This window comes from Streptomyces sp. NBC_01306, assembly GCF_026340465.1.
Lineage (GTDB): Bacteria > Actinomycetota > Actinomycetes > Streptomycetales > Streptomycetaceae > Streptomyces.
Window position 1 is genome coordinate 1,501,699 of the sequence record NZ_JAPEPC010000001.1, and the last position, 24,890, is coordinate 1,526,588.

Here is a 24,890-nt window from a genome sequence, read left to right on the forward strand (position 1 = left end):
CCGCCGCCCCTGCCACGCCCTCGCCCCGCCCCGGGCGGGAGCGGATCCTGCCCGCCCGGTGGCCTGCCCGCCGGCCGATCCCGGTCACCCGACCGCGGTCACTCGACCCCGATCAGCAGGGGCGCCAGCTGCCGGCCGCCGTCGTAGACCACCGTGTCGACCGCCAGGTGCCCGCCCCGTACGAACCCTTCGAGCCGGTCGGCGACCGCCACCGGTACCCCGTCGCCCAGGACCAGCGTCACCAGTTCGCCGCCCGCGGAGAGCATCCGGTGCAGCACCGTCTCCGCCGTGGTGGCCAGATCCGCTCCGATCACCGCCACGTCGCCGTCGATGAGACCCAGCACGTCGCCGGCCTGACAGATACCGGCCGAGGTCCAGGACTGCCGCTCGGCGACGGCCAGTTCGGCGTAGCGGGTGGCGCCCGCCGCCGCGGTCATCGCGACGACGTCCTCGTCGAACCGCCGGTCGGGCTCGTGCACGGCCAGCGCCGCGACCCCCTGGACGGCTGCCCGGGTGGGGACCAGGGCCACTCGTACGCCCTCCGCCCTGGCCTGTTCGGCCGCCGCAGCTGCCGTGTGGCGCAGTTCGGCGTCGTTGGGCAGCAGCACCACCTCACGGGCGTGCGCGCGCCGGATCGCGTCGACCAGTTCGCCGCTCGCTGGCGGCTCTCCCGGGCGGGCCAGCACGGTGGTGGCACCGGCTTCCCGGCACAGCGCCGCCAGCCCCTCGCCGGGGACGACGGCGACCACCGCGCGCTGGACCTGCTCGGGCGCCGGGGTCCCGGTGGCGCCGAAGTGGGTGATACGGATCCGGTACGGGCGCCCGGCGTCCACTCCGGCCTCCACGGCGGCCCCGGCGTCGTCCACATGGACATGGACGTTCCACAGGCCGTCACCGCCGACGACGACCAGTGAGTCGCCGATGCCGTCGAGCCGGGCGCGCAGCCGGGCCACGGCGTCGTCGTCGGCTTCCAGGAGGTAGATCACCTCGAAGGCCGGGCCGCCTTCGGCCGGGCAGTCGTCGGTGAAGTGCGGGGGCAGCACGGTGGGAGCCCGCCGCCGCTCGGCGGCCGGAGCCTCACCGGAGAACGCCCCGGCCAGCGCGGCGAGCACGTCGACCAGGCCCCGGCCACCCGCGTCCACGACGCCCGCGCGGCCGAGTACGGCCAGCTGTCCGGGGGTTGCGTCCAGCGCCGCGCACGCTCCTTCGTATGCCGCGCGCGCCACCGCCGTGCAGCCGGCGCCGGTACCGGCTGCCGCGGATGTGCCGGTACGAGCGGCGGCGGCAGCCGCTTCGGCCGCGGCGGTGGCCACCGTCAGAACAGTGCCCTCCACCGGGTGCGCGACCGCCTGGTACGCCGATTCCGCCGCCCGGCGAAGCGCCTCGCTCAGCAGTTCCGCGTGATCATCGTCACCCGCCGGAGCCCCGAGGACCTCGGCCATGCCGCGCAGCAACTGGGCCAGGATCGTGCCCGAGTTGCCGCGGGCCCCGATGAGCGCGCCGTGCGCCATCGCCCGTACCGCGTCCGCCAGCGCGGGGACCGATCCCCCGCCGGGGGCTCCGTCAGTGGTTCCCGCGTCGGGTCCGGCGGCTCCCACCGTCCCGTGCGCGACGAAGACCGCTTCGACCGCCTGGGCGGCGGATTCCACGGTCAGATAGAGGTTGGTGCCGGTATCCCCGTCGGCGACCGGATAGACGTTGATCGCGTCGATCTCCTCGCGGTCCCTGCCCAGTGCCTCCAGCGCCAGTGAGCACCAGGTGCGGACCACGACGGCATCGATATCGTCGGGCGGCTGCGGCACCTGAAGCCTCCTTGAGCAGCGGGGTTGAACCGCAGGGTAGCCCTCGGCCGGGAAGCGGGCAGCGGAACCCGGACGGGGAAGGGGGCGGTGCCAACCATGGTAGTTTCGTTCCACCGGCGCAGTCGTTGTATGCTGCTTCGGTTGCCCGATGAGAATCGGGCCATTCCTCCGGTACCGCCACTTCAGTCAATGATTCCGGCGCGCCGGAATTCACTGTAAGTGCACCTGAAGTCTTTGGAGTGACCCGTGGCTGCCAACTGCGACGTCTGCGGCAAGGGGCCGGGCTTCGGCAACAACATTTCGCACTCGCACCGCCGTACTCCGCGTCGCTGGAATCCCAACATCCAGCGCGTGCGTGCAGTGGTCGGTCGGACGCCGAAGCGGCTCAACGTCTGCACCTCGTGCATCAAGGCCGGCAAGGTCTCGCGCTAATCTGTGGTTGTTCCCCGCCTGTGCGGGGACTGACCCCGCCGACGTTTCGTCGTAGCGCAGCCCCTTGCGGTTGCCTTGAAAAGCCGGTCCACCTCGGTGGACCGGCTTTTTCGCATTCCCGCACCGATGCCGGACGACATCGGTACGGTCAGCCGGTCACCGGCGGAACTGCCAGCCGTGGTCCACCGGGCCGATGCCCGAACCCAGCGGGAATCCGGCGCCGATCGCGCCCGTGACGTACTCCTTGGCCGCGGTCACCGCGTCGGGCACGGCCAGACCGTGCGCCAGCTGCGCCGCGACGGCCGACGCCAGCGTGCATCCGGTGCCGTGCGTATGACGGTTGTCGAGCCGGGGCGCCCGCAGCCAGTGCTCCTCGCTGCCGTCGGTGAGCAGGTCCACCGCGTCACCCGCGAGATGACCGCCCTTGATCAGCACCCACTTCGGCCCGTGGGCCAGCACGGCCGCCGCCGCACGCGGCAGATCGGCCTCGCCCTCCACCTGTACGCCGGTGAGCTGGGCCACCTCGTCCAGGTTGGGGGTGGCGACGGTGGCCACCGGCAGCAGCTGCTTCCGTACGGAGTCCAGCGCCGATGCCGCGAGCAGCGGGTCGCCGTGCTTGGAGACCCCCACCGGGTCGACGACGACCGGGGCCCGCGTCCCGGCAAGCAGCCCGGCCACCGTCTCCACCAGCTCCGCCGACGACAGCATCCCGGTCTTCACCGCGTCGACGCCGATGTCGTCCACGACCGCACGGTACTGGGCGCGTACCGCGTCGGCGGGCAGCTCCCACGCGCCGTGCACGCCCTGGGAGTTCTGGGCGGTGACCGCGGTGAGCACGCTCATGCCGTGCACCCCGAGGGCGAGCATCGTCTTCAGGTCTGCCTGGATGCCCGCGCCGCCGCCGGAGTCCGATCCGGCGATGGTCAGGACCAGTGGCGGCGCCGTCATGACGGGTCCTCCCCGAAGTGGTCCCAGCCGCCCTTACTGGTCCACGGCGCCCCGTCGACCGTCACATGGGGCAGCGCGGAGGGATTGACCACCTCGCCGATCACCTTCCAGCGCGCGGGCAGTTTCACGTCCGGCGGGAAGGTCGCCACGATCGCGTGGTCCTCTCCCCCGGTGAGCACCCACTGGAGCGGGTCCACACCGACGGCCTGGCCGATGTCGCTCATCTGCGTGGGGATGTCGATGAGCCCCGCGCGCAGGTCGATCCGGACCTTGCTGGCCTCGGCGATGTGCCCGAGGTCGGCCACCAGTCCGTCGCTGACGTCGGTCATCGCGGTGGCGCCGAGGCCGGCGGCCGCGGGGCCCGCGTGGTACGGGGGTTCGGGGCGCCGGTGCGCCTCCACGAAGGCACGGGGCGAGCGGAATCCGCGGGAGAGCACCGCGAACCCGGCGGCGGACCAGCCGAGCCAGCCGGTGACGGCCACGACGTCGCCGGGCCTGGCGCCGGACCTGGTGACCGGTTCGTGGTTGCGCAGATCGCCGAGTGCGGTGATGGAGACGGTGATCGTGTCTCCTCGTACGACATCACCCCCGACCACGGCGGCCCCCGCGACCTGGCACTCGTCACGGATGCCGTCCATCAGTTCGGTGGGCCAGGTGACCGGGAGCTCGGCGGGCACGACGAGCCCCAGGAGTATCGCGGTGGGCACCGCGCCCATGGCCGCGATGTCCGCGAGGTTCTGCGCCGCCGCCTTGCGGCCCACGTCGTACGCGGTGGACCAGTCCCGGCGGAAGTGCCGCCCCTCCAGCAGGATGTCCGTGCTCGCCACGACCCGCCGGTCGGGGGCGGCCACGACCGCGGCGTCGTCGCCGGGCCCCAGCCGTACCGCCGGGGTCGTCGTGAGCCGGGAGGTGAGCTCTCTGATCAGCCCGAACTCCCCGAGCTCCCCCACAGTGCCCTTCATCGCCCGTCGCCTCTCCTCGTGATCCGGACCTCATGTCCGGGCTGTCCGCCGGCCTGCCTGCCAGGGGAGGTGTCCCATATGCCCTGCCTGCCCCGATCGGCCAGCGCTCGCGGGCTCCCACTGCCGTAGGTACCGTCAATCAGGTACGTCAACTCTGTATCCCATACACCCCGTACGCGTGCGACTGCCGGGCGCGGGGGGCTCCCCACCACCCGGAACGACGCGATACCGTGGCGTCCCTTTCTCTCCCCCACATGATCCTCGTGGCCGCCTTGGAGGTTCCGTGGTACAGGCGTACATCCTCATTCAGACCGAAGTGGGCAAGGCGACAGCGGTCGCCGAGCTCGTCGGGAAACTCCCCGGGGTGATCCAGGCAGAGGACGTGACCGGTCCGTACGACGTGATCGTGCGCGCACAGGCCGACACCGTCGATGAGCTCGGCCGCATGGTGGTCGCCAGAGTCCAGCAAGTGGACGGCATCACGCGCACCCTGACCTGCCCGGTCGTCCATCTGTAGCCCCCTCTACGCTGAGCCGGTGAAGACCGATCGCCGCCGGCTCCTGTCCCTTTCCGCCGCCGCCCTGCTGCTGGCGGCCGCGGGCTGTTCCTCGACGGACAACAGCACGTCCGTCGCGGTTCCCGAGCCTCCCGCGGCCCAGATCAAGCTCTGCGGGGCGCTCGACAAGGCGCTGCCGAAGACCGTCGCGGGACTGACCCGCGGCGATCCGGCGCCGAAGTCCGAACTGACCGCCGCTTGGGGGGATGCGGCGATCGTACTGCGCTGCGGGGTCCCGCGGCCCGCCGAGATGGACGACTCCCAGGCCAAGGCCGTGGACGCGAACGGGGTCAACTGGCTGCTGGAGCAGCGGGACAGCGGACCCCGGTTCACGACCACGTACCGCAAGGCCTACGTGGAGGTGACCCTGGGGCAGAAGTACGCCCACGACGTCACCCCGCTCTCCGACTTCGCGGGCGCCATCAGGAAGACGGATCCGTCCAGCCTCTGAGGCCGGCCGGCGCACGGTCTCAGCGCAGGCCCGTCGAGCGGCTGAGTGCGGCCTGGATCAGCCGGTCCACCAGCTCCGGGTAGCCGACGCCGCTCTGCTGCCACATGCGCGGGTACATCGAGATGGGCGTGAACCCGGGCATGGTGTTGATCTCGTTGATGACGAACCCGCCGTCCTCGGTGAGGAAGAAGTCGGCGCGCACCAGTCCCTCGCAGGACACCGCGTCGAACGCCTCCACCGCGAGCCGCTGCACCTCGGCGGTCTCCTCGGGCGTCAGCGGTGCGGGCACCATGCCCTCGGCCGACTCACCGGGGATGTACTTCGCCTCGAAGTCGTAGAAGTCGTGCGAGGTGACCGGCGGGATCTCGGCGGGCACGCTCGCCCGCGGACCGTCCTCGAACTCCAGCACCCCGCACTCGATCTCGCGGCCCCGCAGCAGCGCCTCGACCAGCACCTTGGGGTCGTGGCGCCTGGCCTCTTCGACGGCGTCGTCGAGACCGGCCAGTGAGTCGACCTTGGTGATGCCCATCGACGAACCGCCGCGCGCGGGCTTGATGAAGAGCGGCCAGCCGTGCTCGCCCGCGAAGTCCACGATCTTCTTACGGGCGGCAGCCGGGTCCAGGTTCCACTCGCGGGGGCGGATCACCTCGTACGGGCCGACCGGCAGCCCGTACGAGAGGAACACCCGCTTCATGTACTCCTTGTCCTGGCCGACGGCGGACGCGAGGACGCCCGCGCCGACGTAGGGCACTCCGGAGAGTTCGAGCAGCCCCTGCAGGGTGCCGTCCTCTCCGTAGGGGCCGTGCAGCATCGGGAAGACCACGTCGACGTCGCCCAGCGCCTTGGGCACCGAGCCCGGCTCGCTGTAGACGACTTCGCGGTTGCCCGGGTCGACGGAGAGCACCACGGCGCCCTCGGCACCCTCGGCGATCGCTTCCACCGACGGCATGGTGCGGTCGGCGATGGCCATCCGCTCGGGATCGTCCGCGGTCAGCGCCCAGCGGCCGTCCGTGGTGATGCCGATGGGCAGTACGTCGTACTTCGTCCGGTCGATGGCGCGCAGGACGGCACCCGCTGTGACCACCGAGATGGCGTGTTCGGAGCTGCGCCCGCCGAAGACAACCGCCACACGCGGCTTACGACGCTGCTGCTCAGGGCTCTGGGATGAGTTCTCGCTGCTCATATCGCGTTGAGGGTACCTGCTGGTACGTATCGAGTCAGCGTCGCTCGGCCTTGGCGCTCCGGGACATCAGTTCCTTCAGCGCGACGACCGGCGCCTTCCCGTTGTGGACGATGTCCACAACGGTCTCCGTGATGGGCATTTCGACGCCGTGCCGGCGGGCCAGATCGGCCACGGATTCACAGGACTTGACGCCTTCGGCCGTCTGGCTGGTGGCCTCGATGGTCTCCTGGAGCGTCATGCCCCGGCCGAGGTTGGTGCCGAAGGTGTGGTTGCGGGAGAGCGGCGACGAGCAGGTGGCCACCAGGTCGCCCAGGCCGGCGAGTCCGGAGAAGGTCAGCGGATCGGCGCCCATCGCCAGGCCCAGACGGGTGGTCTCGGCGAGTCCGCGAGTGATCAGTGAACCCTTGGCGTTGTCGCCGAGGCCCATGCCGTCGGCGATCCCGACGGCGAGGCCGATCACGTTCTTGACGGCGCCGCCCAGTTCGCAGCCGACGACGTCGGTGTTGGTGTACGGGCGGAAGTACGCGGTGTGGCAGGCGGCCTGGAGCCGCTGGGCCACCGCTTCGTCCCGGCAGGCGACGACGGCGGCCGCGGGCATCCGGCCGGCGATCTCCTTGGCGAGGTTGGGCCCGGTGAGTACGGCGACGCGCTCGGCGGGGACCTTGCCGACCTCCTCGATGACCTCGCTCATCCGCTTGGCCGTGCCGAGTTCGACGCCCTTCATCAGCGAGACCAGGACGGTGCCGGGGTGCAGCAGGCCGGTCCAGTCGGCCAGGTTGGCGCGCAGCGTCTGCGACGGAACGGCGAGCACGGTGAACTCCGCGTCGCGGGCGGCCTCGGCGGGATCGGCGGTGGCCCGCACCGACGCGGGGAGTTCGATCCCCGGCAGATAGTCCGGGTTGGTACGGGTGGTGTTGATGGCATCGGCGAGAGCGGCGCGGCGGCCCCAGAGGGTCACCTCGCACCCCGCGTCGGCGAGGACCATGGCGAACGCCGTGCCCCAGGATCCGTTGCCGAAGACGGCTGCTCGCGTCACTTGGTGCCCTCTCCTGCGGCCTTGCGGCGCTCTGCTGCGCGGGCCTTGCGGTGGTCGTACGGTTCGGCGGGGGCCTGCTCGCCGCGCAGGTCCTCCAACAGGGCGGTGACGGCGGCCATGATGGCCTCGGTCGCCTCTCTCAGCACCTCGGGCGTCGGGTCCTTGCCGTAGAACCGCGCCAGGTCCACCGGCGGTCCGGCCTTGACCTGAAGGGTCTTGCGCGGGAAGAAGTGCACCTTCTTCCCGGTGGCGTACGGCGGCATCGCGAGGTTGGCGCCCCACTGGGCCACCGGGATGACCGGGGCCTTGGTGAGGAGAGCCGCCCGTGCGACGCCGCTCTTGGCGGTCATCGGCCACTGCCCCGGGTCGCGGGTGAGGGTGCCTTCGGGATAGAAGGCGACGCACTGGCCCTTCTCAACGGCGGCAACGGCGGCCCGGAAGGCGCCGAAGGCGTTGGAGGACTCGCGGTACACGGGGATCTGGCCGGTGCCGCGCAGCAGCAGTCCGACGACGGGCACCTTGAAGAGCGCGGCCTTGGCCAGGAAGCGGGGCACCTTGCCCGTGTTGTACTGGAAGTGACCGTAGGAGAACATGTCGAGATATGAGTTGTGATTGACAGCGGTGATAAATCCGCCGTCATCCGGAATGTGTTCCATTCCGCTCCAGTCCCGCTTGAACAGAACCAGCAGTGGCGGTTTAGCAATCACCGCCGCCAGGCGGTACCAGAAGCCGATTCTGCGGCCGGACACTCGGACACCTTCCTCTTGTTCCTCTTGAACCTCAACGCTGCCTGGCTGCCGGACGTCACCTGTCGCCCCAGGCCCCCCTGCTCTGTCGAGAACACCGTACGCCCGGCCCGGCCCGCCCGGTATCGCGGGCTCGGGCCACAATGGGGCCGATGCCGAACACGGATCGGACCGCCAACTGGTCCCTGGTCGTACCTCTGAAGCCCTTGTCGCTGGCGAAGAGCAGACTCTCGCCGACGGCCTCCGACGCGGTGCGTCCCGGGCTCGCCCTGGCCTTCGCGCAGGACACCGTGGCGGCGGCGCTGGCCTGTTCCGCCGTGCGGGATGTGGCCGTCGTCACCAACGACGCGCTGGCCGCCGCCGAACTGGCCGCACTGGGTGCCCGGATTGTGCCGGATACGGCAGCGGCGGGGCTGAACCCCGCACTGGCGCACGGCGCGCGTTCCGTCCGCGAGCTGCGCCCCGGGGCCGCCGTGGCCGCGCTGAACGCCGACCTTCCCGCACTGCGTCCGGCAGAATTGCGACGGGTGCTCGACCGGGCGGCGGAATTCCCCCGTGCATTTCTGACGGATGCCGCCGGAATCGGCACGACTTTGCTGACCGCACGGGCGGAAACGGAATTGAGCCCGGCATTCGGCGGCCTGTCACGGGCCCGGCATTCCGCGTCGGGGGCGGTGGAAATACTGCTCGGGGGCGTGGCTTCGGTCCGCCAGGACGTGGACACCGGTGACGATCTGCTGGCCGCGGTGGCGCTGGGGCTCGGCCCGTACACGGCCCGCAGGTACGCGGCGGTCGCCGGGGAGCGGGGGTCCGCCCGCAGCCGGGAGGGGCGTCACGGGACGCCGTAGGACCGACCGGCAATTGCCGATCGGTCTAAGCTGCGCTCATGCAGGCGACCGCGTACACGTACGACTCCGAGACCCGCAGCGGCAGTGTGCTGCTCGACGACGGCACCCCGGTGGATTTCGGTGCCGCGGCCTTCGACGCGGGCGGCCTGCTGCTGCTGCGGCCCGGGCAGCGCGTACGGATCGAGACGGCTGACAACGGCGGCGCGGGCGAAGCCCCGCGGATCACGCTGGTGACGCTCCAGACGCTCTGAGAGCCGCAACACCGACGCCTCAACGCACCGCGGGCCGGACTCCCCAGGGGGAGTCCGGCCCGACGCGTGGGTGGCCTACCGCTTACTTCTTCCTGGCGGTGGCCTTCTTGGCGGTGGTCTTGCGCGCCGTGGTCTTCTTGGCCGGGGCCTTCTTCGCCACGGCCTTCTTCGCCGGCGCCGTCTTCTTCGCGGCCGCCTTCTTGCCGGTGGCGGCCTTCTTCGCCGGGGTCGCCTTCTTCGCGGTCGCCTTCTTGGCGGTGGTGGCCTTCTTCGCCGCGGTGGCCTTCTTGGCCGCCACCGTCTTCTTGGCGGCGGTCTTCGCCGTCGTGGCCTTCTTCGCCGCCGCCTTCTTGGCGGTGGTGGCCTTCTTGGCCGCGGCCTTCTTGACGGTCGTACGGGTGGAAGCACCGCCCGAGAGGCTGCCCTTGGGCGCCTTCTTCACCGCCACGTCGTTCTTCGGGAGCTTCTTCGAGCCGCTGACGAGGTCCTTGAAGCCCTGACCCGCGCGGAAGCGCGGCACCGAGGTCTTCTTGACCCGCACGCGCTCACCCGTCTGCGGGTTGCGGGCGTACCGGGCCGGCCGGTCGACCTTCTCGAACGAGCCGAAGCCGGTGACCGACACGCGGTCGCCGCCGACAACTGCGCGGACGATCGCGTCCAGTACGGCATCGACAGCGTCTGCGGCCTGCTGGCGGCCACCGACCTTGTCGGCAATGGCCTCTACGAGCTGCGCCTTGTTCACGTCTTCCCCTTCGGAGACATTGCCTGAACGAAACTGTCCAGGCTTTTTCGCACGTTAGGCAGATATATACCGCAAATCAAACACGAAACGGTCTAATCACCCTTGTGCCGCAACGAACTCAACCGTCACGGAGATCCACCAAGGGAGTTGCCATCGGGGAATCGACCCTCGTCGAGGTCCTTCATCAGCCGATCCAGCCGCGTTGCTGCATCGGTGAGATCGTGCTTCGCCGCGGCCGTGATGACCAACAGCTTCCGGGACAGCGCCATCCTTACGCCCTCCGGGACTTGCAGTTCACGCACCCTTGCGTGCGCTTCTTTCATTTGTTCGGCGACTTCCGCGTAAAGCTTGAGTTGGTTGTCGCGTTCCATGCGCCGATTGTGCCATCTGGGGCGAGTTGTCGCCCGGCGGGGGCTCAACAAGCGACTGCGCCCCCTGCCGGTCGGCAGGGGGCGCAGTCCTGAAAACGTGCTGCTCAGACCTCAATTGTGCGGGGCTTGAAGGCGGGTCGGGCCGCCTCGTAAGCCGTGATGTCCGCTTCGTTCTGAAGGGTGAGGCTGATGTCGTCCAGGCCGTTCAGCAGCCGCCAGCGGGCGTTCTCGTCCAGCTCGAAGTCGGCCGTGATGCCCTCGGCGAGGACCTGACGGGCCTCCAGGTCAACGGTGATTTCGGCGGCCGGGTCGGCCTCCGTCAGCTTCCAGATGGCATCCACGACCTTCTGGTCGAGAACCACGGTCAGCAGACCGTTCTTCAGCGAGTTGCCGCGGAAGATGTCGGCGAACCGGGACGAGATGACGGCCTTGAAGCCGAAGTTCTGCAGGGCCCACACCGCGTGCTCGCGGGAGGAACCCGTACCGAAGTCGGGGCCCGCCACCAGCACCGAGGCACCGGCGCGCTCCGGGCGGTTGAGCACGAACTCGGGGTCCTTGCGCCACGCCTCGAAGAGCCCGTCCTCGAACCCGTCGCGGGTGACCTTCTTCAGCCAGTGGGCCGGGATGATCTGGTCGGTGTCGACGTTGCCGCGGCGCAGCGGGACGACCCGGCCGGTGTGCTTGGTGAAAGCTTCCATGGAAATCAGGCCTCCACGAGAGTCGGGGCGTCGGACAGGTCGGCGGGCGAGGCCAGATGACCCAGCAGCGCGGTGGCCGCGGCCACCTGCGGGGAGACCAGGTGGGTACGGCCGCCCTTGCCCTGCCTGCCCTCGAAGTTGCGGTTGGAGGTGGAGGCGCAGCGCTCACCGGGTGCGAGCTGGTCGGGGTTCATGCCCAGGCACATCGAGCAGCCCGCGTGCCGCCATTCGGCGCCCGCCGCGGTGAAGACCTTGTCCAGGCCCTCCTCCACGGCCTGCAGCGCGACCCGCACCGAGCCGGGGACGACCAGCATGCGCACACCGTCGGCGACGCTGCGGCCCTTCAGCAGGGCTGCCGCGCTGCGCAGGTCCTCGATGCGGCCGTTGGTGCAGGAGCCCACGAAGACGGTGTCGACCTTGATGTCGCGCAGCGGCTGGCCCGCGGTCAACCCCATGTATTCCAGGGCCTTTTCGGCAGCCAGACGCTCCGATGCGTCTTCGTACGAAGCCGGGTCGGGGACGCGGGCGGAAAGCGGTGCGCCCTGGCCGGGGTTGGTGCCCCAGGTGACGAACGGGGCCAGTTCAGCGCCGTCGATGAACACCTCGGCGTCGAAGACCGCGTCGTCGTCGGTGCGCAGCGTCTTCCAGTACTCGACCGCCGCGTCCCACTCCGCGCCCTGCGGGGCGTGGTCACGGCCCTTGAGGTAGTCGAAGGTGGTCTGGTCGGGGGCGATCATGCCGGCTCGCGCGCCCGCCTCGATCGACATGTTGCAGATGGTCATCCGGGCCTCCATCGAGAGCTTCTCGATGGCGGAGCCGCGGTACTCCAGGATGTAGCCCTGTCCGCCGCCGGTGCCGATCCGGGCGATGATCGCCAGGATCAGGTCCTTGGCCGTGACCTCGTCGGGCAGTTCGCCCTCCACCGTGATGGCCATGGTCATGGGGCGGGCCATCGGCAGCGTCTGGGTCGCCAGCACATGCTCGACCTGGGAGGTGCCGATGCCGAACGCCAGCGCGCCGAAGGCGCCGTGCGTGGAGGTGTGGCTGTCACCGCAGACCACGGTGGTGCCCGGCTGGGTCAGGCCCAGCTGCGGTCCGACGACATGGACGACACCCTGCTCGACGTCGCCCAGCGGGTGCAGCCGTACGCCGAACTCCGCGCAGTTCTTGCGCAGCGTCTCCAGCTGGACACGCGAGACCGGGTCCGCGATCGGCTTGTCGATGTCGAGGGTCGGGGTGTTGTGGTCCTCGGTGGCGATGGTGAGGTCGAGTCGCCGCACCGGCCGGCCGTTCTGGCGCAGGCCGTCGAACGCCTGCGGGCTGGTCACCTCGTGCAGCAGGTGCAGATCGATGAAGAGAAGGTCCGGCTCGCCTTCGGCGCGCCTGACGACATGGTCGTCCCAGACCTTCTCCGCGAGTGTCCTACCCATCGCTTTCCCTCCGGCCGGCGTCTTCGCCGGCCCAACTAGAAATCGGGCGCCCCGTCCGGACCCCCGTACCGGGCGGCAACTGCGAGCCGTTGTACGGCCGCCCCTACAGGTTGGCAAGTTCCCTGGAAAATTGAACTTGCGTTTCACAGAGTGAGACGCGAGTATCGTTGCATGGACAACTCTAGCGGCGTCGGCGTTCTCGACAAGGCAGCTCTGGTATTGAGTGCTCTGGAGTCCGGCCCGGCCACCCTCGCCGGACTGGTCGCGGCGACAGGGCTGGCACGACCCACGGCACACCGGCTTGCGGTGGCCCTGGAACACCACCGGCTGGTGGCGAGGGACATGCAGGGCCGGTTCATTCTCGGCCCACGGCTCTCGGAGCTGGCAGCGGCGGCGGGCGAGGACCGCCTGCTCGCCACGGCCGGCCCCGTACTCACGCATCTGCGCGACGTCACGGGCGAGAGCGCCCAGCTCTACCGCCGGCAGGGCGACATGCGGATCTGCGTGGCGGCGGCCGAGCGCCTCTCCGGGCTGCGGGACACCGTCCCGGTCGGCTCGACGCTCACCATGAAGGCCGGTTCGTCGGCGCAGATCCTGATGGGCTGGGAGGAGCCCGAGCGGCTCCACCGCGGGCTCCAGGGCGCCCGGTTCACCGCGACCGCCCTCTCCGGCGTACGGCGCAGGGGCTGGGCCCAGTCGATCGGCGAGCGCGAACCGGGCGTGGCATCGGTCTCCGCCCCCGTACGCGGACCCTCGAACCGGGTGGTCGCCGCCGTCTCGGTGTCGGGCCCGATCGAACGGCTCACCCGCCACCCCGGCCGGATGCACGCCCAGGCGGTCATCGACGCCGCCGGACGGCTCTCCGAGGCCCTGCGCCGCACCAGCTGACGCGGGGCCCGCTCACACAGGGCCCTTCAGTCACTCCGCTCAGTCACTGCACCCGGCCCCTCCCCCACAGCCACTCGCACAACGGCCCGCCCCAGCGTCGTGGCGGCCCAGCACCGCGACAGGCCCAGGACCGGTCAGCTCAGCCCGCCTCGGGCCCCGAGCGCGCGCCGGAGCGGTGCGCGAGACGGTCGGCCGCCGCGCGGCCCCGGCGCTCGATCGGGAGCACACCGGTCGCCGCCGCCAGCCCGAACTCCGGCATATCGGCGTAGATGGACTCGTACGACCCCTCCGGCACGATGTACGTCTCGTGCCACAGCCCCACATGCTGCCGGGACTTCCGCTCCTTGCGGTTGACCATGGCCCACGCCGTGCGGTGGAACATGTCGGGCGCGGCCGCGTACGCGAGCAGCTTCTCCTTCGACTCCCAGTACTGCACGACGTAGTACGTCCGCGGCGAGCCGGCCAGCAGCGTGTGCCCGAGGAGTCCGCGGCTCTTGTCCCTGCCCAACTCCCTGAGCATGCGCGGCATCGCCAGCAGAACCGGCAGCCAGTGGTGCACTCCCCAGAAGTGGTTGATGCGCATCCCGATCAGCAGAATGACCACGTCGCCTTCCGCGGCTGCGGTCATCCGGCCCGGAATCGGCTTGGCGAACATGCAGTGCCCCCTTCGCCATGCTGGACGGCAGATATTGGATAGCGGCACTATCCAGTGGTGGGATAGTGGCACTGCCCCGGAGACGGCCACCGCGCGCGCCGAGGTCGACCGGCTGCTGGACCAGTTGGGCTGGGAGAGCGTACGGGAGATCGGCGAACTCTCCCCCGTCCACCGTTCGCTGGTCGCGTCGGTGGCCACCCTGCTGCGGCTCGGCTACCCGTACGAGGTCGGCTACCTGGTTCAGCAGGCCGAGCTGATGTATCAAGTGGCCGTCCAGGACCTGGACATGATGGAGACACACCCCTCGGAGAAGGAGCAGGTGGAGACAGCCGTCGCGGCCACCGTGCTCTACGAGCCGCTGCTGACCTCGCTGCACAGGCTGGCGCAGGAGGAGGAGTCGGCCCGGCGCTACGGGCTCTGAACCGGCGGGAGTTCGGGCATCGGGCAGCCACGCCGGTGGCGCGGCCAGGCCGTGCAACCCGTCAACCGGCCCATACAGAAAGGCCCTTCACCGAAGTGAAGGGCCTTTCCTGTCCTGTACCCCCGACCGGATTCGAACCGGCGCTACTGCCGTGAGAGGGCAGCGTGCTAGGCCGCTACACAACGGGGGCTTGTACTGCAAGGTGGTTACTGCTGATCTACTGCAGATCTTGCGTGAAGATCTTGCGCTGGGCTACCAGGACTCGAACCTAGAATGACGGTACCAGAAACCGTTGTGTTGCCAATTACACCATAGCCCATGGTGGAGTACCCCCGACCGGATTCGAACCGGCGCTACTGCCGTGAGAGGGCAGCGTGCTAGGCCGCTACACAACGGGGGCCCTAGCGATCCTGCATCAAGTTGATCGGGTGCGACCCTGATCAACTCACGGGAAGGATCTGTACCCCCGACCGGATTCGAACCGGCGCTACTGCCGTGAGAGGGCAGCGTGCTAGGCCGCTACACAACGGGGGCTTGTACTGCAAGGTAGTTACTGCTGATGTACTGCTGGTTTACTACTGGCCTTGCGCTGGGCTACCAGGACTCGAACCTAGAATGACGGTACCAGAAACCGTTGTGTTGCCAATTACACCATAGCCCAATGAAACGCAACCCCTTGGGGGTCTTGTTCATCTCGCGCTGTCCGCTCCGGCCTTCCGGCCCACTCGGGCGGCGCAAGAAGAACATTACCCGAAGGTGGACGGCGCTCCAAAACGGGTATCGCCCCGCAGCAGCCCGGGAAGCTGGCCCAGCGCGGTGATCCGGTCCAGCTCGGGCCGTCCGCCGAGGTCCGCCCGGTCCAGCCAGACCGCCCGCAGTCCGGCCGCGAGCGCCCCGGCGGCGTCGATGTCCGGATGATCTCCCACGTACAGGACCTCCGGCGGTTCGAGCCGCAGGGCGTCGCAGGCGGCGTGGAAGGCGCCGGGCGCGGGCTTGGCCACCCCCAGGTCGGCCGCGCAGACGAGCACCTCGAACCGGCCCCGTACGCCCAGGGTGCGCAGCTTGCGGTCCTGGTTGTGGGTGGCCGAGTTCGAGAGGAGCCCGTGCCGGTAGTCGGCCGCGAGCGCGTCGAGCGCCGGCACGGCGTCCGGGAAGAGCGACCAGGCCGCCTCGTAGTGGGCCAGGTGCCGGGCGAACCAGGCGTCGGCCTCCTGGTCGCTCAGTTCCGTACCGGTGAAGGACCGGACCCGTTCGCGGCGCTGGCCCTCCCAGTCAGTCTCCCCCGCGGCGAACCTCGCCCAGTGCAGCTCGGTGATCTCCCGCCAACGGCCGAGGGCCTGCTCGACGGAGGTGTATCCGTCGGGCAGGCCCTCGGTCTTCAGATGCTCCGACAGCCCCACACGGTCCGCGGTCGTGTAGTCGAAGATCGTGTCGTCGATGTCCCAGAGGACCGCGCGGATGGGCATGTGGTCAGCTTAGGCGGCCAGCTTCGCCAGTGCTGCGTCGATCCGCTGGAGCGAGCGCTCCTCGCCCAGGATCTGCAGGGACTCGAAGAGCGGCAGGCCGACCGTACGGCCGGTGACCGCGACGCGGACCGGAGCCTGGGCCTTGCCGAGCTTCAGGCCGTGCTCCTCGCCGGCCGCCAGGACGGCCGCCTTGAGCGCCTCGGGGCTGGTCCAGTCGGCGTCGGCGAGCTTGGCGCGGGCCGTGGTGAGCAGGGCCACCGGGTCGCCCTTCATCGCCTTCGTCCAGGACGCCTCGTCCTCGACCGGCTGGTCCAGGAAGAGGAAGTCGACGTTGGCCGTGATGTCCGAGAGGACCGTGAGGCGGGTCTGCGCGTACGGGGCGATGGCCTCCCAGGCCGCCTGGTCGAAGTTCTCCTCCGGCCAGTTGGCGTGCGGGGCGCGCAGCCACGGGGTGCAGGCCTCGGTGAAGGCCGGCACGTCCAGCAGCCGGATGTGGTCGGCGTTGACCGCCTCGGCCTTCTTCAGGTCGAAGCGGGCCGGGTTGCTGTTGACGTCCGCGATGTCGAACTTCTCGACCAGGTCGGCGACCGAGAAGATGTCCTGGTCCGCCGAGAACGACCAGCCCAGCAGGGACAGGTAGTTGAGCAGTCCCTCGGGCAGGAAGCCCCGCTCGCGGTAGAGGTTGAGGGACGCCTCCGGGTCGCGCTTGGAGAGCTTCTTGTTGCCCTCCCCCATCACGTAGGGGAGGTGGCCGAAGAGCGGGATGTCCTTGGCGGCGCCGATGTCGATCAGTGCCTTGTACAGCGCGATCTGGCGGGGGGTCGAGGAGAGCAGGTCCTCGCCGCGCAGTACGTGCGTGATCTCCATCAGCGCGTCGTCGACCGGGTTGACGAGCGTGTACAGCGGCGCGCCGTTGGCCCGGACGATGCCGTAGTCCGGGACGTTCTCCGGGGTGAAGGTGAGCTCGCCGCGGACCAGGTCGTTGAAGGTGATCGTCTCGTCGGGCATCCGGAAGCGGACGATGGAGGTGCGGCCCTCCGCCCGGTACTCCTCGATCTGCTCCGCGCCGAGGTCACGGCAGTGGCCGTCGTACCCCGATGGCCGGCCGGCCTTGCGGGCGGCGTCGCGGCGCTCGTCGAGCTCGGCGGTGGTGCAGTAGCAGTCGTACGCGTGGCCCGCGTCCTGGAGCCGCTTCGCGATGTCCGCGTAGATGTCCATCCGCTGCGACTGGCGGTACGGCGCGTGCGGGCCGCCCTTCTCGTCGGGCCCTTCGTCCCAGTCCAGGCCGAGCCAGCGCAGCGAGTCGAGCAGCTGGTTGTACGACTCCTCGGAGTCGCGGGCCGCGTCGGTGTCCTCGATGCGGAAGACCATGGTGCCGCCGGTGTGCCGGGCGAAGGCCCAGTTGAACAGGGCGGTGCGGACCAGTCCCACGTGGGGGTTGCCGGTCGGGGAGGGACAGAAACGTACGCGGGGGGGCACCCCCTGCCCGTCGAGCGAAGCCGAGAGCTTGGGGGAGTGTGTCGCGTTAGCCACGCTTGATCACCTTGTTGGTGAGAGTGCCGATGCCTTCGATGGAGACGGCGACCTCGTCGCCGACGTTGAGCGGTCCGACGCCGGCCGGGGTGCCGGTCAGGATGACGTCTCCGGGGAGCAGCGTCATGGCGTCGGAGATGTTGACGATCAGATCCGCGATGGAGTGGATCATCTCGCTGGTGCGGCCGAGCTGGCGCTGGTTGCCGTTGACCGTGGCCTGGATGGTCAGGTCGGACGGGTCGAGGTCGGTCTCCACCCAGGGGCCGAGCGGGCAGGAGGTGTCGAAGCCCTTGGCCCTGGCCCACTGCTTCTCGCGCTTCTGGACATCACGTGCGGTGACGTCGTTGGCGCAGGTGTAGCCGAAGACGACGTCCTTGACGCGGTCGTGCGGGACTTCGCGGCACATCCGGCCGATCACCACGGCCAGTTCGGCTTCGTGGTGCAGTTCGCTGGAGAAGGAGGGGTACTCGATGGCGTCGCCCGAGCCGATCACCGATGTGGTGGGCTTGAAGAAGGCGAACGGTGCGTCCGGGACCGCGTTGCCGAGCTCTGCCGCGTGCTCCGCGTAGTTGCGGCCGAAGGCCACGACCTTGTTGGGGAGCACCGGGGGCAGCAGCCGGACCTTGCTCAGCGGGACCTTGACACCGGAGAGCTCGAAGTCCGAGTACGGGATGCCCTTGATGATGTCGAGGACGAGGTCGCCCGAGGGATCGGAGCCCTCGCCCTCGACCACGCCGAAGGCGACATTGCCGTCGATGGAGAATCTGGCGATGCGCACGAGTGCTGTCGCCCCTCACTTACTGGCTGGCTGGAGTTCTGACGCTCCAGGCTAACGCGGGTCGCGAGGGGCTGCCGCGCGCCAGACCGGCCGGTAAATGGGGGGTGGGTGAAGGAGCGGGGTCTGGTGCGTGCAGTTGCAAGGCGGAGGATTGAGGCAGTGGGGTCTCCCCTGGTCGAGCGAAGCCGAGACCGCCGAGACCTTGGGGAAGGAGCGTTGTTGATTGACGACAACGCCGATGGGGGTCCCCCCTGGCCCTTAAGGCCTTGGGGGAGCGCGCGCCAGACCCCGCGACGCCGCCCCCCATTTACCGGCCGGTCTTATTCGGCGGCGGTGACCTGCGCCGGGGCGGGCGCCTCCATCAGGATCGTGCGGCGCGGGTTGGCCGTCACGGCCGGCAGGGTCGCGGCGTGCTCCGGCTGCTCGGGGCGCTGCAACTGCTCGGCGTCCGTGAGGTGGGCGAGCGTGGTGCGGCGGGGGTTGGCAGTGGTGCGGAACAACGTCGTCGTCTTCATGTGCTTGTGAGGCCCTGTCGGTCGGGCGGCGCCGGGGCGCCGGTTGTCGGATTCGCCATCCCTGTAAAGCGTCAGGCTAAACATCTGATTCCCCGCAGAAGCGTGGGCAGGACAACGATCTAGGTGTGAGTTTGCTCACGAGTTGAGTGATATTTAGGGCATTGCGGTCACCCAACCGCCCTGCAACAAGCGGACATTACGCATGTGAACCGTTCATTCCGCCCCTGATCATGGCGACTGGGACACCCCTGACCTGTAAGCAGTACGTAAACAAAAGTCCGATTTCTCCGGGAACAATTTCTACCCCTGGTGATGTGCTGCTCACGCCGTGTCAATAAGGTCACATCCCGGCACACGGGCCTTGTTGGAGATCCGTCGCTGTGCTGGAATTCCACGCACTGCCGCGCAGTCTTTGTGAAAACACAGGCAGGCCGGCGCACGAAGGGCGCGACGCAGCGCCGAGTGGCGGCGGTAAAGGGGGAGAACACGCCGGTCACTGACGACCACCATGGGGCGCGCCGCGCCCCACGACTCGACACCGTTCCGCCGCCTGTGCGGGGGAACGCCTGGTCCAGAGGTTGCGACGCTAGTGCAGGGACGTTTCAAGAGGGATGGCACGGGCTCTCCCCAGGCCCGCCAGGGTCGAGGGGAAGCCGAGGCTGAACAGGAGCCTCGCGGCGGATCCGACCGCGACTCCTCGGCCCAGCACGCCCAGGCCCCCCGAGGACACAGCCAGACCCCGGCCGGCGGCGGTGAGTCCAAGGCCCCGTCCTCGGCTCCGGCCGCGCCGAAGTCCAAGGGCCAGACCGGCCCGGGCTCACGCATGGCTCTGCGCAACTGGCGCATCAGCACCAGGCTCGTTTCCCTGCTCGCACTGCCCGTGGTCGCCGCGACCACCCTGGGTGGGCTGCGGATCAACGACTCGCTGGACAACATGCAGCAGCTGGATCACATGCAGCTGCTCACCCAGATGACCAAGCAGGCGACCGAACTGGCCGCCGCGCTCCAGGAGGAGCGCGACAGGTCCGCGGGTCCGCTGTCGCACGGCGCGAAGGCCACCGACTTCAACGTCGAAGAGCCCCGCAAGCGCACCGACCTCGCCGACCAGGCCTTCCTCAAGGGCACATCGGACTTCGACAGCGCGAACCGCGACAGCTCGATCGAGTCGATCCGCGGCAGCCTCCGGGGCATCGCCACCAAGCTGACCCGTCTCAAGGCCATCCGCGCCGACGCGTACCAGGGCAGCGCCACCACCTCGCAGACGGTCACCGAGTACAGCGAGCTGATCGACTCGCTGCTCAGCCTCTCCCAGGACATGGCCCAGGCGACCGCCAACCCCGAGATGATCAAGCGGACCCGCGCCCTGGCGGCCTTCTCGTCCGCCAAGGAGTACGCGTCGATCCAGCGCGCGGTCATCGCGGCCTCACTGCCGACGAGCAACAAGGGCCACGGCCACCTGGAGGAGAGCGACCGGCTCTTCGCCAAGTCCGCCATGCAGAGCGAGGAGGACGAGCTCAAGTCCTTCAAGCTGGTCTACGCGGGCAACGCGGCGGCCCTGACCGCCCCGCTGGACACCGGTAACCCGGAGATCACCGCCGCCAACCTGTACGCGAAGCACGTCCTGGAGAACAAGGGCGGTCTGGAGAGCCAGACCCCGCGTTCGTACAAGGACTGGTACGACTCGGACAGCAACCGCATCACGGCCATGAACACCATCGAGGCCACGCTGCTCGGCGAGATGGAGCAGAAGGCCCGCGAGCTGCGCAACGACGCCGAGCGCGAGGCGATCGTCAACGCCGCGCTCATCGTGCTCGTGCTGGGTGTCTCGCTGGTCGGCGCCTTCGTCGTGGCCCGGTCCATGATCCGCTCGCTGCGGCGGCTCCAGGACACCGCTACGAAGGTCGCGAGTGAGCGCCTTCCCGAGCTGGTCAAGCAGCTCTCCGAGACCGACCCGCAGGACGTCGACACCTCCGTGGAGTCCGTCGGTGTGCACAGCCGGGACGAGATCGGAAAGGTCGCGACGGCCTTCGACGACGTGCACCGCGAGGCCGTCCGGCTCGCCTCCGAGCAGGCCATGCTGCGGGGCAACGTCAACGCGATGTTCACCAACCTCTCGCGCCGCAGCCAGGGCCTCATCCAGCGCCAGCTCTCGCTCATCTCCGAACTGGAGTCCCGCGAGGCCGACCCGGACCAGCTGTCCTCGCTCTTCAAGCTCGACCACCTCGCGACCCGTATGCGCCGGAACGGTGAGAACCTCCTCGTCCTCGCGGGCGAGGAGCCCGGCCGCCGGTGGACCCGCCCCGTGCCGCTGGTCGACGTGCTCCGCGCCGCCGCGTCCGAGGTGGAGCAGTACGAGCGCATCGAGCTGGCGGCGGTGCCCGCGACCGAGGTCGCGGGACGCGTCGTCAACGACCTCGTCCACCTGCTCGCCGAGCTGCTGGAGAACGCCACGTCGTTCTCCTCGCCGCAGACCAAGGTCCGCGTGACCGGTCACGCGCTGCCCGACGGACGCGTACTCGTCGAGATCCACGACACCGGCATCGGCCTCTCCCCCGAGGACCTCGCCGCGATCAACGAGCGGCTCGCGTCGCCGCCCACCGTGGATGTCTCCGTCTCCCGCCGCATGGGTCTGTTCGTGGTCGGCCGCCTTTCGCTGCGCCACGGCATCCGCATCCAGCTCCGCCCCTCCGACTCCGGTGGTACGACCGCGCTGGTCATGCTGCCCGTCGATGTCGCGCAGGGCGGCAAGAAGGCTCCGGCCAAGCCGGGTATGCCCGGTGGCCAGCAGCCGCAGCAGCTGGGTCAGTCGCAGCAGAACCAGTCGCAGCAGGGCGCGGGCGCCCCGGGCCGTGCCGGTGCCGGGCTCGGCGCTGGTGCGGGTTCTGGTGCCGGTCTCGGTGCCGGGCTCGGTGCCGGTGCACCGCGCGGTCAGGTCCCGGGTACGGGTCCGCGCGCCGCGCTGCCCGCCCGCGACGGCGACCGTTCGATCCAGCCCGGCGGCCCGCAGCAGCAGGGGCAGCCGCAGGGCGGCTCGGCACCCGCTCCGGCGGTGAACGCGTTCGGCGCGGGGGCGCCCATGCCGCGCAGGGCCGCCCAGGGTGGTCGTGGCGGTCAGGGCGAGACCCCGGGACGCGGCGGCAACGGCCCGCAGCGCCCGCAGCAGCCGGGTGAGGGCATGTTCCAGCCCCCGGCCGGCCGTCAGCAGCAGTTGCCGCCCACCGGTGGCCCGCGCGCGGAGCTGCCCGGCGGCAACCCCGGCGGCCCGCAGTCACAGCCGCAGGCCCGCGGCCCGCAGTCGCAGCAGAACCCGCAGCAGCCGCAGGGTCCGCAGCCGCCGCAGCGCCCGCAGACCACCAGCTGGGGCAATGAACTGCCGCAGCGGGCGGCTCAGGACATGCCGCGCGGCCACGAGGAGCCGGACACCGGCGCGTTCGGTTCCGACCCGTTCGGTCCCGGTACGAACGATTCCGGTACGACCGGCTCCGGCGCCCAGTACCGCCAGCCGTTGCGCCCGCGGCGCCAGTCGGGCGAACGCGCCCCGGCGGACGACCGGTTCGGCAACGACCGGTTCGGCAACGACCGCCCCGCCGACGACCGGCTCTCCGCCGAGCGCCAGGGCCCCGGCTCCACCGCCGAGTTCCAGCGTCCGGACTTCAACGGTCCGCCCCCCGGGAGCACCGGACGGTTCGAGCGTGCCGACGTCTTCGAGCGCCCGGATGTCCGCGGCCCGCAGCGGCGCCCGCAGATACCCCAGGTGCCGCAGATACCGCAGGCCCAGCAGCCGAACGACCGGTTCCAGCAGGACCGCCCGCAGGACGACCTGTTCCAGCAGGACCGTCCCCAGGACGGCCGGTTCCAGGACGAGCGGTACCCGGCGGAGTCCCGGCAGCAGGACCTCCCGTACCAGGACCCGCAGCAGCAGTCGCAGGATCCCGCGTCGACGGCGCAGTTCCCGCGGGCCGAACTGTCGGACTTCGGCGGCTTCAACTCCCCGCGTCCGCCCGCCCCTTCGGAGGGCCGCCCCGGCGGCGCCCCGCAGCAGCGTGACCGTGGCGAGGCCGACTTCGGTGCGCCGCGTCCGCCCGCGCCGCAGAGCCTGCCCGCGCAGCCGCAGTACGACGCGCTGCCGCCGGCCGCCGACCCGGGCGACGGACGTACCCCGCTCTACGACACCCTGGAGACCAACTGGTTCCACGGCGCGCAGTCCGCGAGGACCGCGCAGCCGCAGGAACCGGCCGCTCCCCAGCAGCCCGAGCCGGCCGCTCCCGCGGCACCGCCCCGCGACCCCATGGCCCAGACTGCCCCAGGCAGCAACTGGCGGGCATCGCCCAACGACGAACTCGTACGGCAGGCCGAGCGGGCGAAGAAGCCCGCTGCCGGTGGTGTCACCACATCCGGTCTGCCCCGACGCGTACCGCGTGCCAATCTGGTGCCCGGCACCGCACAGCAGCAGGCCCACCAGGCCGGTCCGCAGGTTTCGCGTGCGCCCGACGACGTACGCGGCCGGCTGACCAATCTCCGGCGCGGCATCCAACAGGGTCGCCAGGCCGGAAACGGCCCCTCTCACCAGCAGGAGCACTAGTTGAGTCCGATGAGCCAGGCGGCGCAGAATCTGAACTGGTTGATCACGAACTTCGTGGACAACACCCCCGGGGTGTCCCACACAGTGGTGGTCTCCGCCGACGGACTTCTGCTGGCCATGTCCGAAGGCTTTCCGCGTGACCGTGCCGACCAGCTGGCCGCGGTGGCGTCCGGGCTGACCTCGCTCACGGCGGGCGCCTCCCGGATCTTCGAAGGCGGCGAAGTCGCCCAGACCGTGGTGGAGATGGAGCGCGGCTTCCTTTTCCTCATGTCGGTCTCGGACGGCTCCTCGCTCGCCGTGCTCTCCCACCCGGACTGCGACATCGGCCTGGTCGGGTACGAGATGGCCCTGCTCGTCGACCGTGCGGGCAGCGTCCTCACCCCGGACCTGCGCGCCGAACTCCAGGGGAGCCTGCTCCACTAGAGACACGCCCCCCACAGGTTCAGCCCGTACGTTCATCAACTACCGTCCGGCCGCATCCCGCCCCCCACCGGCCCAGTCAGACGGCACTCCGTCTCATCGCTGTCACGCCCGGAGGATCCATGACCCCGCCCCCCGCCTCTCACGATCCGTACGGCGTGCTGCACGACGCGTCGTACGACAGTGAGGGCGACCAGCCGCTGGTACGTCCGTACGCCATGACCGGCGGCCGGACCCGGCCCCGCTACCAGCTCGCCATCGAGGCGCTGGTCAGCACCACGGCCGACCCGGTGCACCTCGCGGGCCTGCTCCCCGAGCACCAGCGGATCTGCCATCTGTGCCGTGAGGTCAAGTCGGTGGCCGAGGTGTCGGCGCTGCTCTCGATGCCTCTTGGGGTGGCGCGGATCCTCGTCGCCGACCTGGCGGAGGCCGGCATGGTGGCCATCCACCAGCCGGGCAACGGAGAGGCCGGCGGCACGCCGGACGTGACACTGCTCGAAAGGGTGCTCAGTGGACTTCGCAAGCTCTAGCGGCGGGGCGGCCAGATCGACCACCTCGGCGAAGATCGTGGTGGCGGGGGGCTTCGGCGTGGGCAAGACCACGTTCGTCGGCGCCGTCTCGGAGATCAACCCGCTGCGTACCGAGGCAGTCATGACGTCCGCATCCGCGGGCATCGACGACCTCACACACACCGGGGACAAGACCACCACCACGGTGGCCATGGACTTCGGACGCATCACCCTCGACCAGGACCTGATCCTCTACCTGTTCGGCACACCGGGACAGGACCGCTTCTGGTTCATGTGGGACGACCTCGTACGCGGCGCCATCGGCGCCGTCGTACTCGTCGACACCCGCCGCCTCTCGGACTGCTTCCCCGCGGTGGACTACTTCGAGAACTCGGGACTCCCCTTCGTCATCGCCCTCAACGGCTTCGACGGACACCAGCCCTACACCCCCGACGAAGTACGCGAAGCCCTCCAGATCGGCCCCGACACCCCCATCCTCACCACCGACGCACGACACCGCGCAGATGCAAAGAGCGGACTCATCACACTCGTCGAGCACGCATTGATGGCACGCCTCAAGTAGTCGTCCTTCTACGGCAGTTGTCGTAGCCGACCTGGGGCGGACTGTGGTCTTTGACACGATCCGCCCCCATGTTCATAACGTTTC

At 70.0% G+C, this 24,890-nt stretch carries 25 protein-coding genes, 5 tRNA genes and 1 pseudogene; 11 read left to right on the top strand and 20 right to left on the bottom strand.

Annotated features, from left to right (window positions below; all coding sequences use genetic code 11):
* Positions 1 to 98 precede the first annotated feature (98 nt).
* Positions 99 to 1,802 (bottom strand): DAK2 domain-containing protein, encoded by a 1,704-nt coding sequence (locus tag OG385_RS06290; RefSeq protein ID WP_266852572.1) that lies wholly within the window; start codon positions 1,800 to 1,802, stop codon positions 99 to 101.
* Between the two features lie 246 nt (positions 1,803 to 2,048).
* Here OG385_RS06290 and rpmB point away from each other — a divergent pair, with 246 nt between their 5' ends.
* Positions 2,049 to 2,234: a 50S ribosomal protein L28 gene (gene rpmB / locus OG385_RS06295; RefSeq protein ID WP_015036441.1), complete on the top strand. Its 186-nt coding sequence runs from the start codon at positions 2,049 to 2,051 to the stop codon at positions 2,232 to 2,234.
* 156 nt (positions 2,235 to 2,390) lie between these two features.
* Here the strand turns inward: rpmB and thiD are convergent, their stop codons facing one another.
* The gene (gene thiD / locus OG385_RS06300) at positions 2,391 to 3,182 is read right to left on the bottom strand and encodes a bifunctional hydroxymethylpyrimidine kinase/phosphomethylpyrimidine kinase (protein WP_266852574.1); all 792 of its coding nucleotides are present in this window, start codon (positions 3,180 to 3,182) and stop codon (positions 2,391 to 2,393) included.
* On the bottom strand, positions 3,179 to 4,144 hold the full coding sequence (locus OG385_RS06305; protein ID WP_266852576.1) for a thiamine-phosphate kinase: 966 nt from the start codon (positions 4,142 to 4,144) through the stop codon (positions 3,179 to 3,181). Before OG385_RS06305 ends, thiD begins: the two co-directional genes overlap by 4 nt.
* A gap of 283 nt (positions 4,145 to 4,427) precedes the next feature.
* Between OG385_RS06305 and OG385_RS06310 the strand changes: the two genes are divergently transcribed.
* Both OG385_RS06310 and OG385_RS06315 read left to right on the top strand, forming a co-directional pair.
* Entirely contained in the window at positions 4,428 to 4,661 is a 234-nt protein-coding gene (locus OG385_RS06310; RefSeq protein ID WP_266852578.1) for an Lrp/AsnC family transcriptional regulator, read from the top strand.
* A gap of 19 nt (positions 4,662 to 4,680) precedes the next feature.
* Entirely contained in the window at positions 4,681 to 5,151 is a 471-nt protein-coding gene (locus OG385_RS06315) for a DUF3515 domain-containing protein (protein ID WP_266852580.1), read from the top strand.
* Between the two features lie 19 nt (positions 5,152 to 5,170).
* On the opposite strand, the gene OG385_RS06320 is transcribed toward OG385_RS06315, so the two are convergent.
* The 3 genes from OG385_RS06320 to OG385_RS06330 are packed head-to-tail and all read right to left on the bottom strand — an operon-like array spanning position 5,171 to position 8,119.
* Positions 5,171 to 6,334: a D-alanine--D-alanine ligase family protein gene (locus OG385_RS06320; protein ID WP_266852582.1), complete on the bottom strand. Its 1,164-nt coding sequence runs from the start codon at positions 6,332 to 6,334 to the stop codon at positions 5,171 to 5,173.
* A 34-nt stretch (positions 6,335 to 6,368) separates the two neighbouring features.
* Positions 6,369 to 7,370: an NAD(P)H-dependent glycerol-3-phosphate dehydrogenase gene (locus OG385_RS06325; protein ID WP_266852583.1), complete on the bottom strand. Its 1,002-nt coding sequence runs from the start codon at positions 7,368 to 7,370 to the stop codon at positions 6,369 to 6,371.
* Positions 7,367 to 8,119 (bottom strand): 1-acyl-sn-glycerol-3-phosphate acyltransferase, encoded by a 753-nt coding sequence (locus OG385_RS06330; RefSeq protein WP_266852585.1) that lies wholly within the window; start codon positions 8,117 to 8,119, stop codon positions 7,367 to 7,369. Before OG385_RS06330 ends, OG385_RS06325 begins: the two co-directional genes overlap by 4 nt.
* A 149-nt stretch (positions 8,120 to 8,268) precedes the next feature.
* On the opposite strand from OG385_RS06330, the gene cofC reads away from it, so the two are divergent.
* Both cofC and OG385_RS06340 read left to right on the top strand, forming a co-directional pair.
* Positions 8,269 to 8,964: a 2-phospho-L-lactate guanylyltransferase gene (gene cofC, locus OG385_RS06335; protein WP_266852587.1), complete on the top strand. Its 696-nt coding sequence runs from the start codon at positions 8,269 to 8,271 to the stop codon at positions 8,962 to 8,964.
* 38 nt (positions 8,965 to 9,002) lie between these two features.
* The gene (locus OG385_RS06340) at positions 9,003 to 9,215 is read left to right on the top strand and encodes a hypothetical protein (protein ID WP_266852589.1); all 213 of its coding nucleotides are present in this window, start codon (positions 9,003 to 9,005) and stop codon (positions 9,213 to 9,215) included.
* A gap of 82 nt (positions 9,216 to 9,297) precedes the next feature.
* Here the strand turns inward: OG385_RS06340 and OG385_RS06345 are convergent, their stop codons facing one another.
* The 4 genes from OG385_RS06345 to leuC form a co-directional block, all read right to left on the bottom strand.
* Entirely contained in the window at positions 9,298 to 9,957 is a 660-nt protein-coding gene (locus OG385_RS06345) for an HU family DNA-binding protein (RefSeq protein WP_266852591.1), read from the bottom strand.
* 125 nt (positions 9,958 to 10,082) lie between these two features.
* Positions 10,083 to 10,328, bottom strand: a complete 246-nt coding sequence (locus OG385_RS06350; protein ID WP_266852593.1) for a hypothetical protein — start codon at positions 10,326 to 10,328, stop codon at positions 10,083 to 10,085.
* Positions 10,329 to 10,432: 104 nt separating this feature from the next.
* Positions 10,433 to 11,026, bottom strand: a complete 594-nt coding sequence (gene leuD / locus OG385_RS06355; protein ID WP_266852595.1) for a 3-isopropylmalate dehydratase small subunit — start codon at positions 11,024 to 11,026, stop codon at positions 10,433 to 10,435.
* 5 nt (positions 11,027 to 11,031) lie between these two features.
* Complete coding sequence (leuC, locus tag OG385_RS06360) at positions 11,032 to 12,456, bottom strand: 3-isopropylmalate dehydratase large subunit (RefSeq protein ID WP_266852596.1); 1,425 nt, start codon at positions 12,454 to 12,456, stop codon at positions 11,032 to 11,034.
* 171 nt (positions 12,457 to 12,627) lie between these two features.
* Here leuC and ndgR point away from each other — a divergent pair, with 171 nt between their 5' ends.
* On the top strand, positions 12,628 to 13,344 hold the full coding sequence (gene ndgR / locus OG385_RS06365; protein ID WP_164265352.1) for an IclR family transcriptional regulator NdgR: 717 nt from the start codon (positions 12,628 to 12,630) through the stop codon (positions 13,342 to 13,344).
* Between the two features lie 139 nt (positions 13,345 to 13,483).
* On the opposite strand, the gene OG385_RS06370 is transcribed toward ndgR, so the two are convergent.
* On the bottom strand, positions 13,484 to 13,999 hold the full coding sequence (locus OG385_RS06370; RefSeq protein WP_266852601.1) for a DUF4188 domain-containing protein: 516 nt from the start codon (positions 13,997 to 13,999) through the stop codon (positions 13,484 to 13,486).
* Positions 14,000 to 14,090: 91 nt separating this feature from the next.
* Between OG385_RS06370 and OG385_RS06375 the strand changes: the two are divergent.
* Positions 14,091 to 14,420: pseudogene (locus tag OG385_RS06375) on the top strand (transcriptional regulator); the annotation flags it as partial.
* A gap of 117 nt (positions 14,421 to 14,537) precedes the next feature.
* On the opposite strand, the gene OG385_RS06380 reads toward OG385_RS06375, so the two are convergent.
* The 9 genes from OG385_RS06380 to OG385_RS06420 all read right to left on the bottom strand — a co-directional run bounded on the left by OG385_RS06380 (position 14,538) and on the right by OG385_RS06420 (position 18,712).
* Positions 14,538 to 14,610 (bottom strand) — tRNA-Glu (locus tag OG385_RS06380).
* 57 nt (positions 14,611 to 14,667) lie between these two features.
* Positions 14,668 to 14,739, bottom strand: a tRNA-Gln gene (locus tag OG385_RS06385).
* An 8-nt stretch (positions 14,740 to 14,747) separates the two neighbouring features.
* Positions 14,748 to 14,820: transfer RNA gene (locus tag OG385_RS06390), tRNA-Glu, on the bottom strand.
* Positions 14,821 to 14,881: 61 nt separating this feature from the next.
* Positions 14,882 to 14,954 (bottom strand) — tRNA-Glu (locus tag OG385_RS06395).
* 55 nt (positions 14,955 to 15,009) lie between these two features.
* Positions 15,010 to 15,081 (bottom strand) — tRNA-Gln (locus OG385_RS06400).
* An 85-nt stretch (positions 15,082 to 15,166) separates the two neighbouring features.
* Complete coding sequence (locus OG385_RS06405; protein ID WP_266852603.1) at positions 15,167 to 15,886, bottom strand: HAD family hydrolase; 720 nt, start codon at positions 15,884 to 15,886, stop codon at positions 15,167 to 15,169.
* Positions 15,887 to 15,895: 9 nt separating this feature from the next.
* Positions 15,896 to 17,365: a glutamate--tRNA ligase gene (gene gltX / locus OG385_RS06410; protein ID WP_266860679.1), complete on the bottom strand. Its 1,470-nt coding sequence runs from the start codon at positions 17,363 to 17,365 to the stop codon at positions 15,896 to 15,898.
* Positions 17,366 to 17,411: 46 nt separating this feature from the next.
* Positions 17,412 to 18,197, bottom strand: coding sequence for a fumarylacetoacetate hydrolase family protein (locus tag OG385_RS06415; protein WP_266852605.1), 786 nt, complete (start codon positions 18,195 to 18,197; stop codon positions 17,412 to 17,414).
* A 320-nt stretch (positions 18,198 to 18,517) separates the two neighbouring features.
* A complete protein-coding gene (locus tag OG385_RS06420) occupies positions 18,518 to 18,712 on the bottom strand; it encodes a hypothetical protein (protein WP_266852607.1) in 195 nt (64 codons plus the stop codon).
* An 823-nt stretch (positions 18,713 to 19,535) separates the two neighbouring features.
* On the opposite strand from OG385_RS06420, the gene OG385_RS06425 reads away from it, so the two are divergent.
* The 4 genes from OG385_RS06425 to OG385_RS06440 all read left to right on the top strand — a co-directional run bounded on the left by OG385_RS06425 (position 19,536) and on the right by OG385_RS06440 (position 24,806).
* Positions 19,536 to 23,294 (top strand): nitrate- and nitrite sensing domain-containing protein, encoded by a 3,759-nt coding sequence (locus OG385_RS06425; protein WP_266852608.1) that lies wholly within the window; start codon positions 19,536 to 19,538, stop codon positions 23,292 to 23,294.
* Between the two features lie 9 nt (positions 23,295 to 23,303).
* Positions 23,304 to 23,717, top strand: coding sequence for a roadblock/LC7 domain-containing protein (locus OG385_RS06430; RefSeq protein ID WP_164260060.1), 414 nt, complete (start codon positions 23,304 to 23,306; stop codon positions 23,715 to 23,717).
* 119 nt (positions 23,718 to 23,836) lie between these two features.
* The gene (locus OG385_RS06435) at positions 23,837 to 24,244 is read left to right on the top strand and encodes a DUF742 domain-containing protein (RefSeq protein WP_164259976.1); all 408 of its coding nucleotides are present in this window, start codon (positions 23,837 to 23,839) and stop codon (positions 24,242 to 24,244) included.
* Entirely contained in the window at positions 24,225 to 24,806 is a 582-nt protein-coding gene (locus tag OG385_RS06440) for an ATP/GTP-binding protein (protein ID WP_164259978.1), read from the top strand. The genes OG385_RS06435 and OG385_RS06440 overlap by 20 nt, the downstream gene beginning before the upstream one ends.
* Positions 24,807 to 24,890 lie beyond the last annotated feature (84 nt).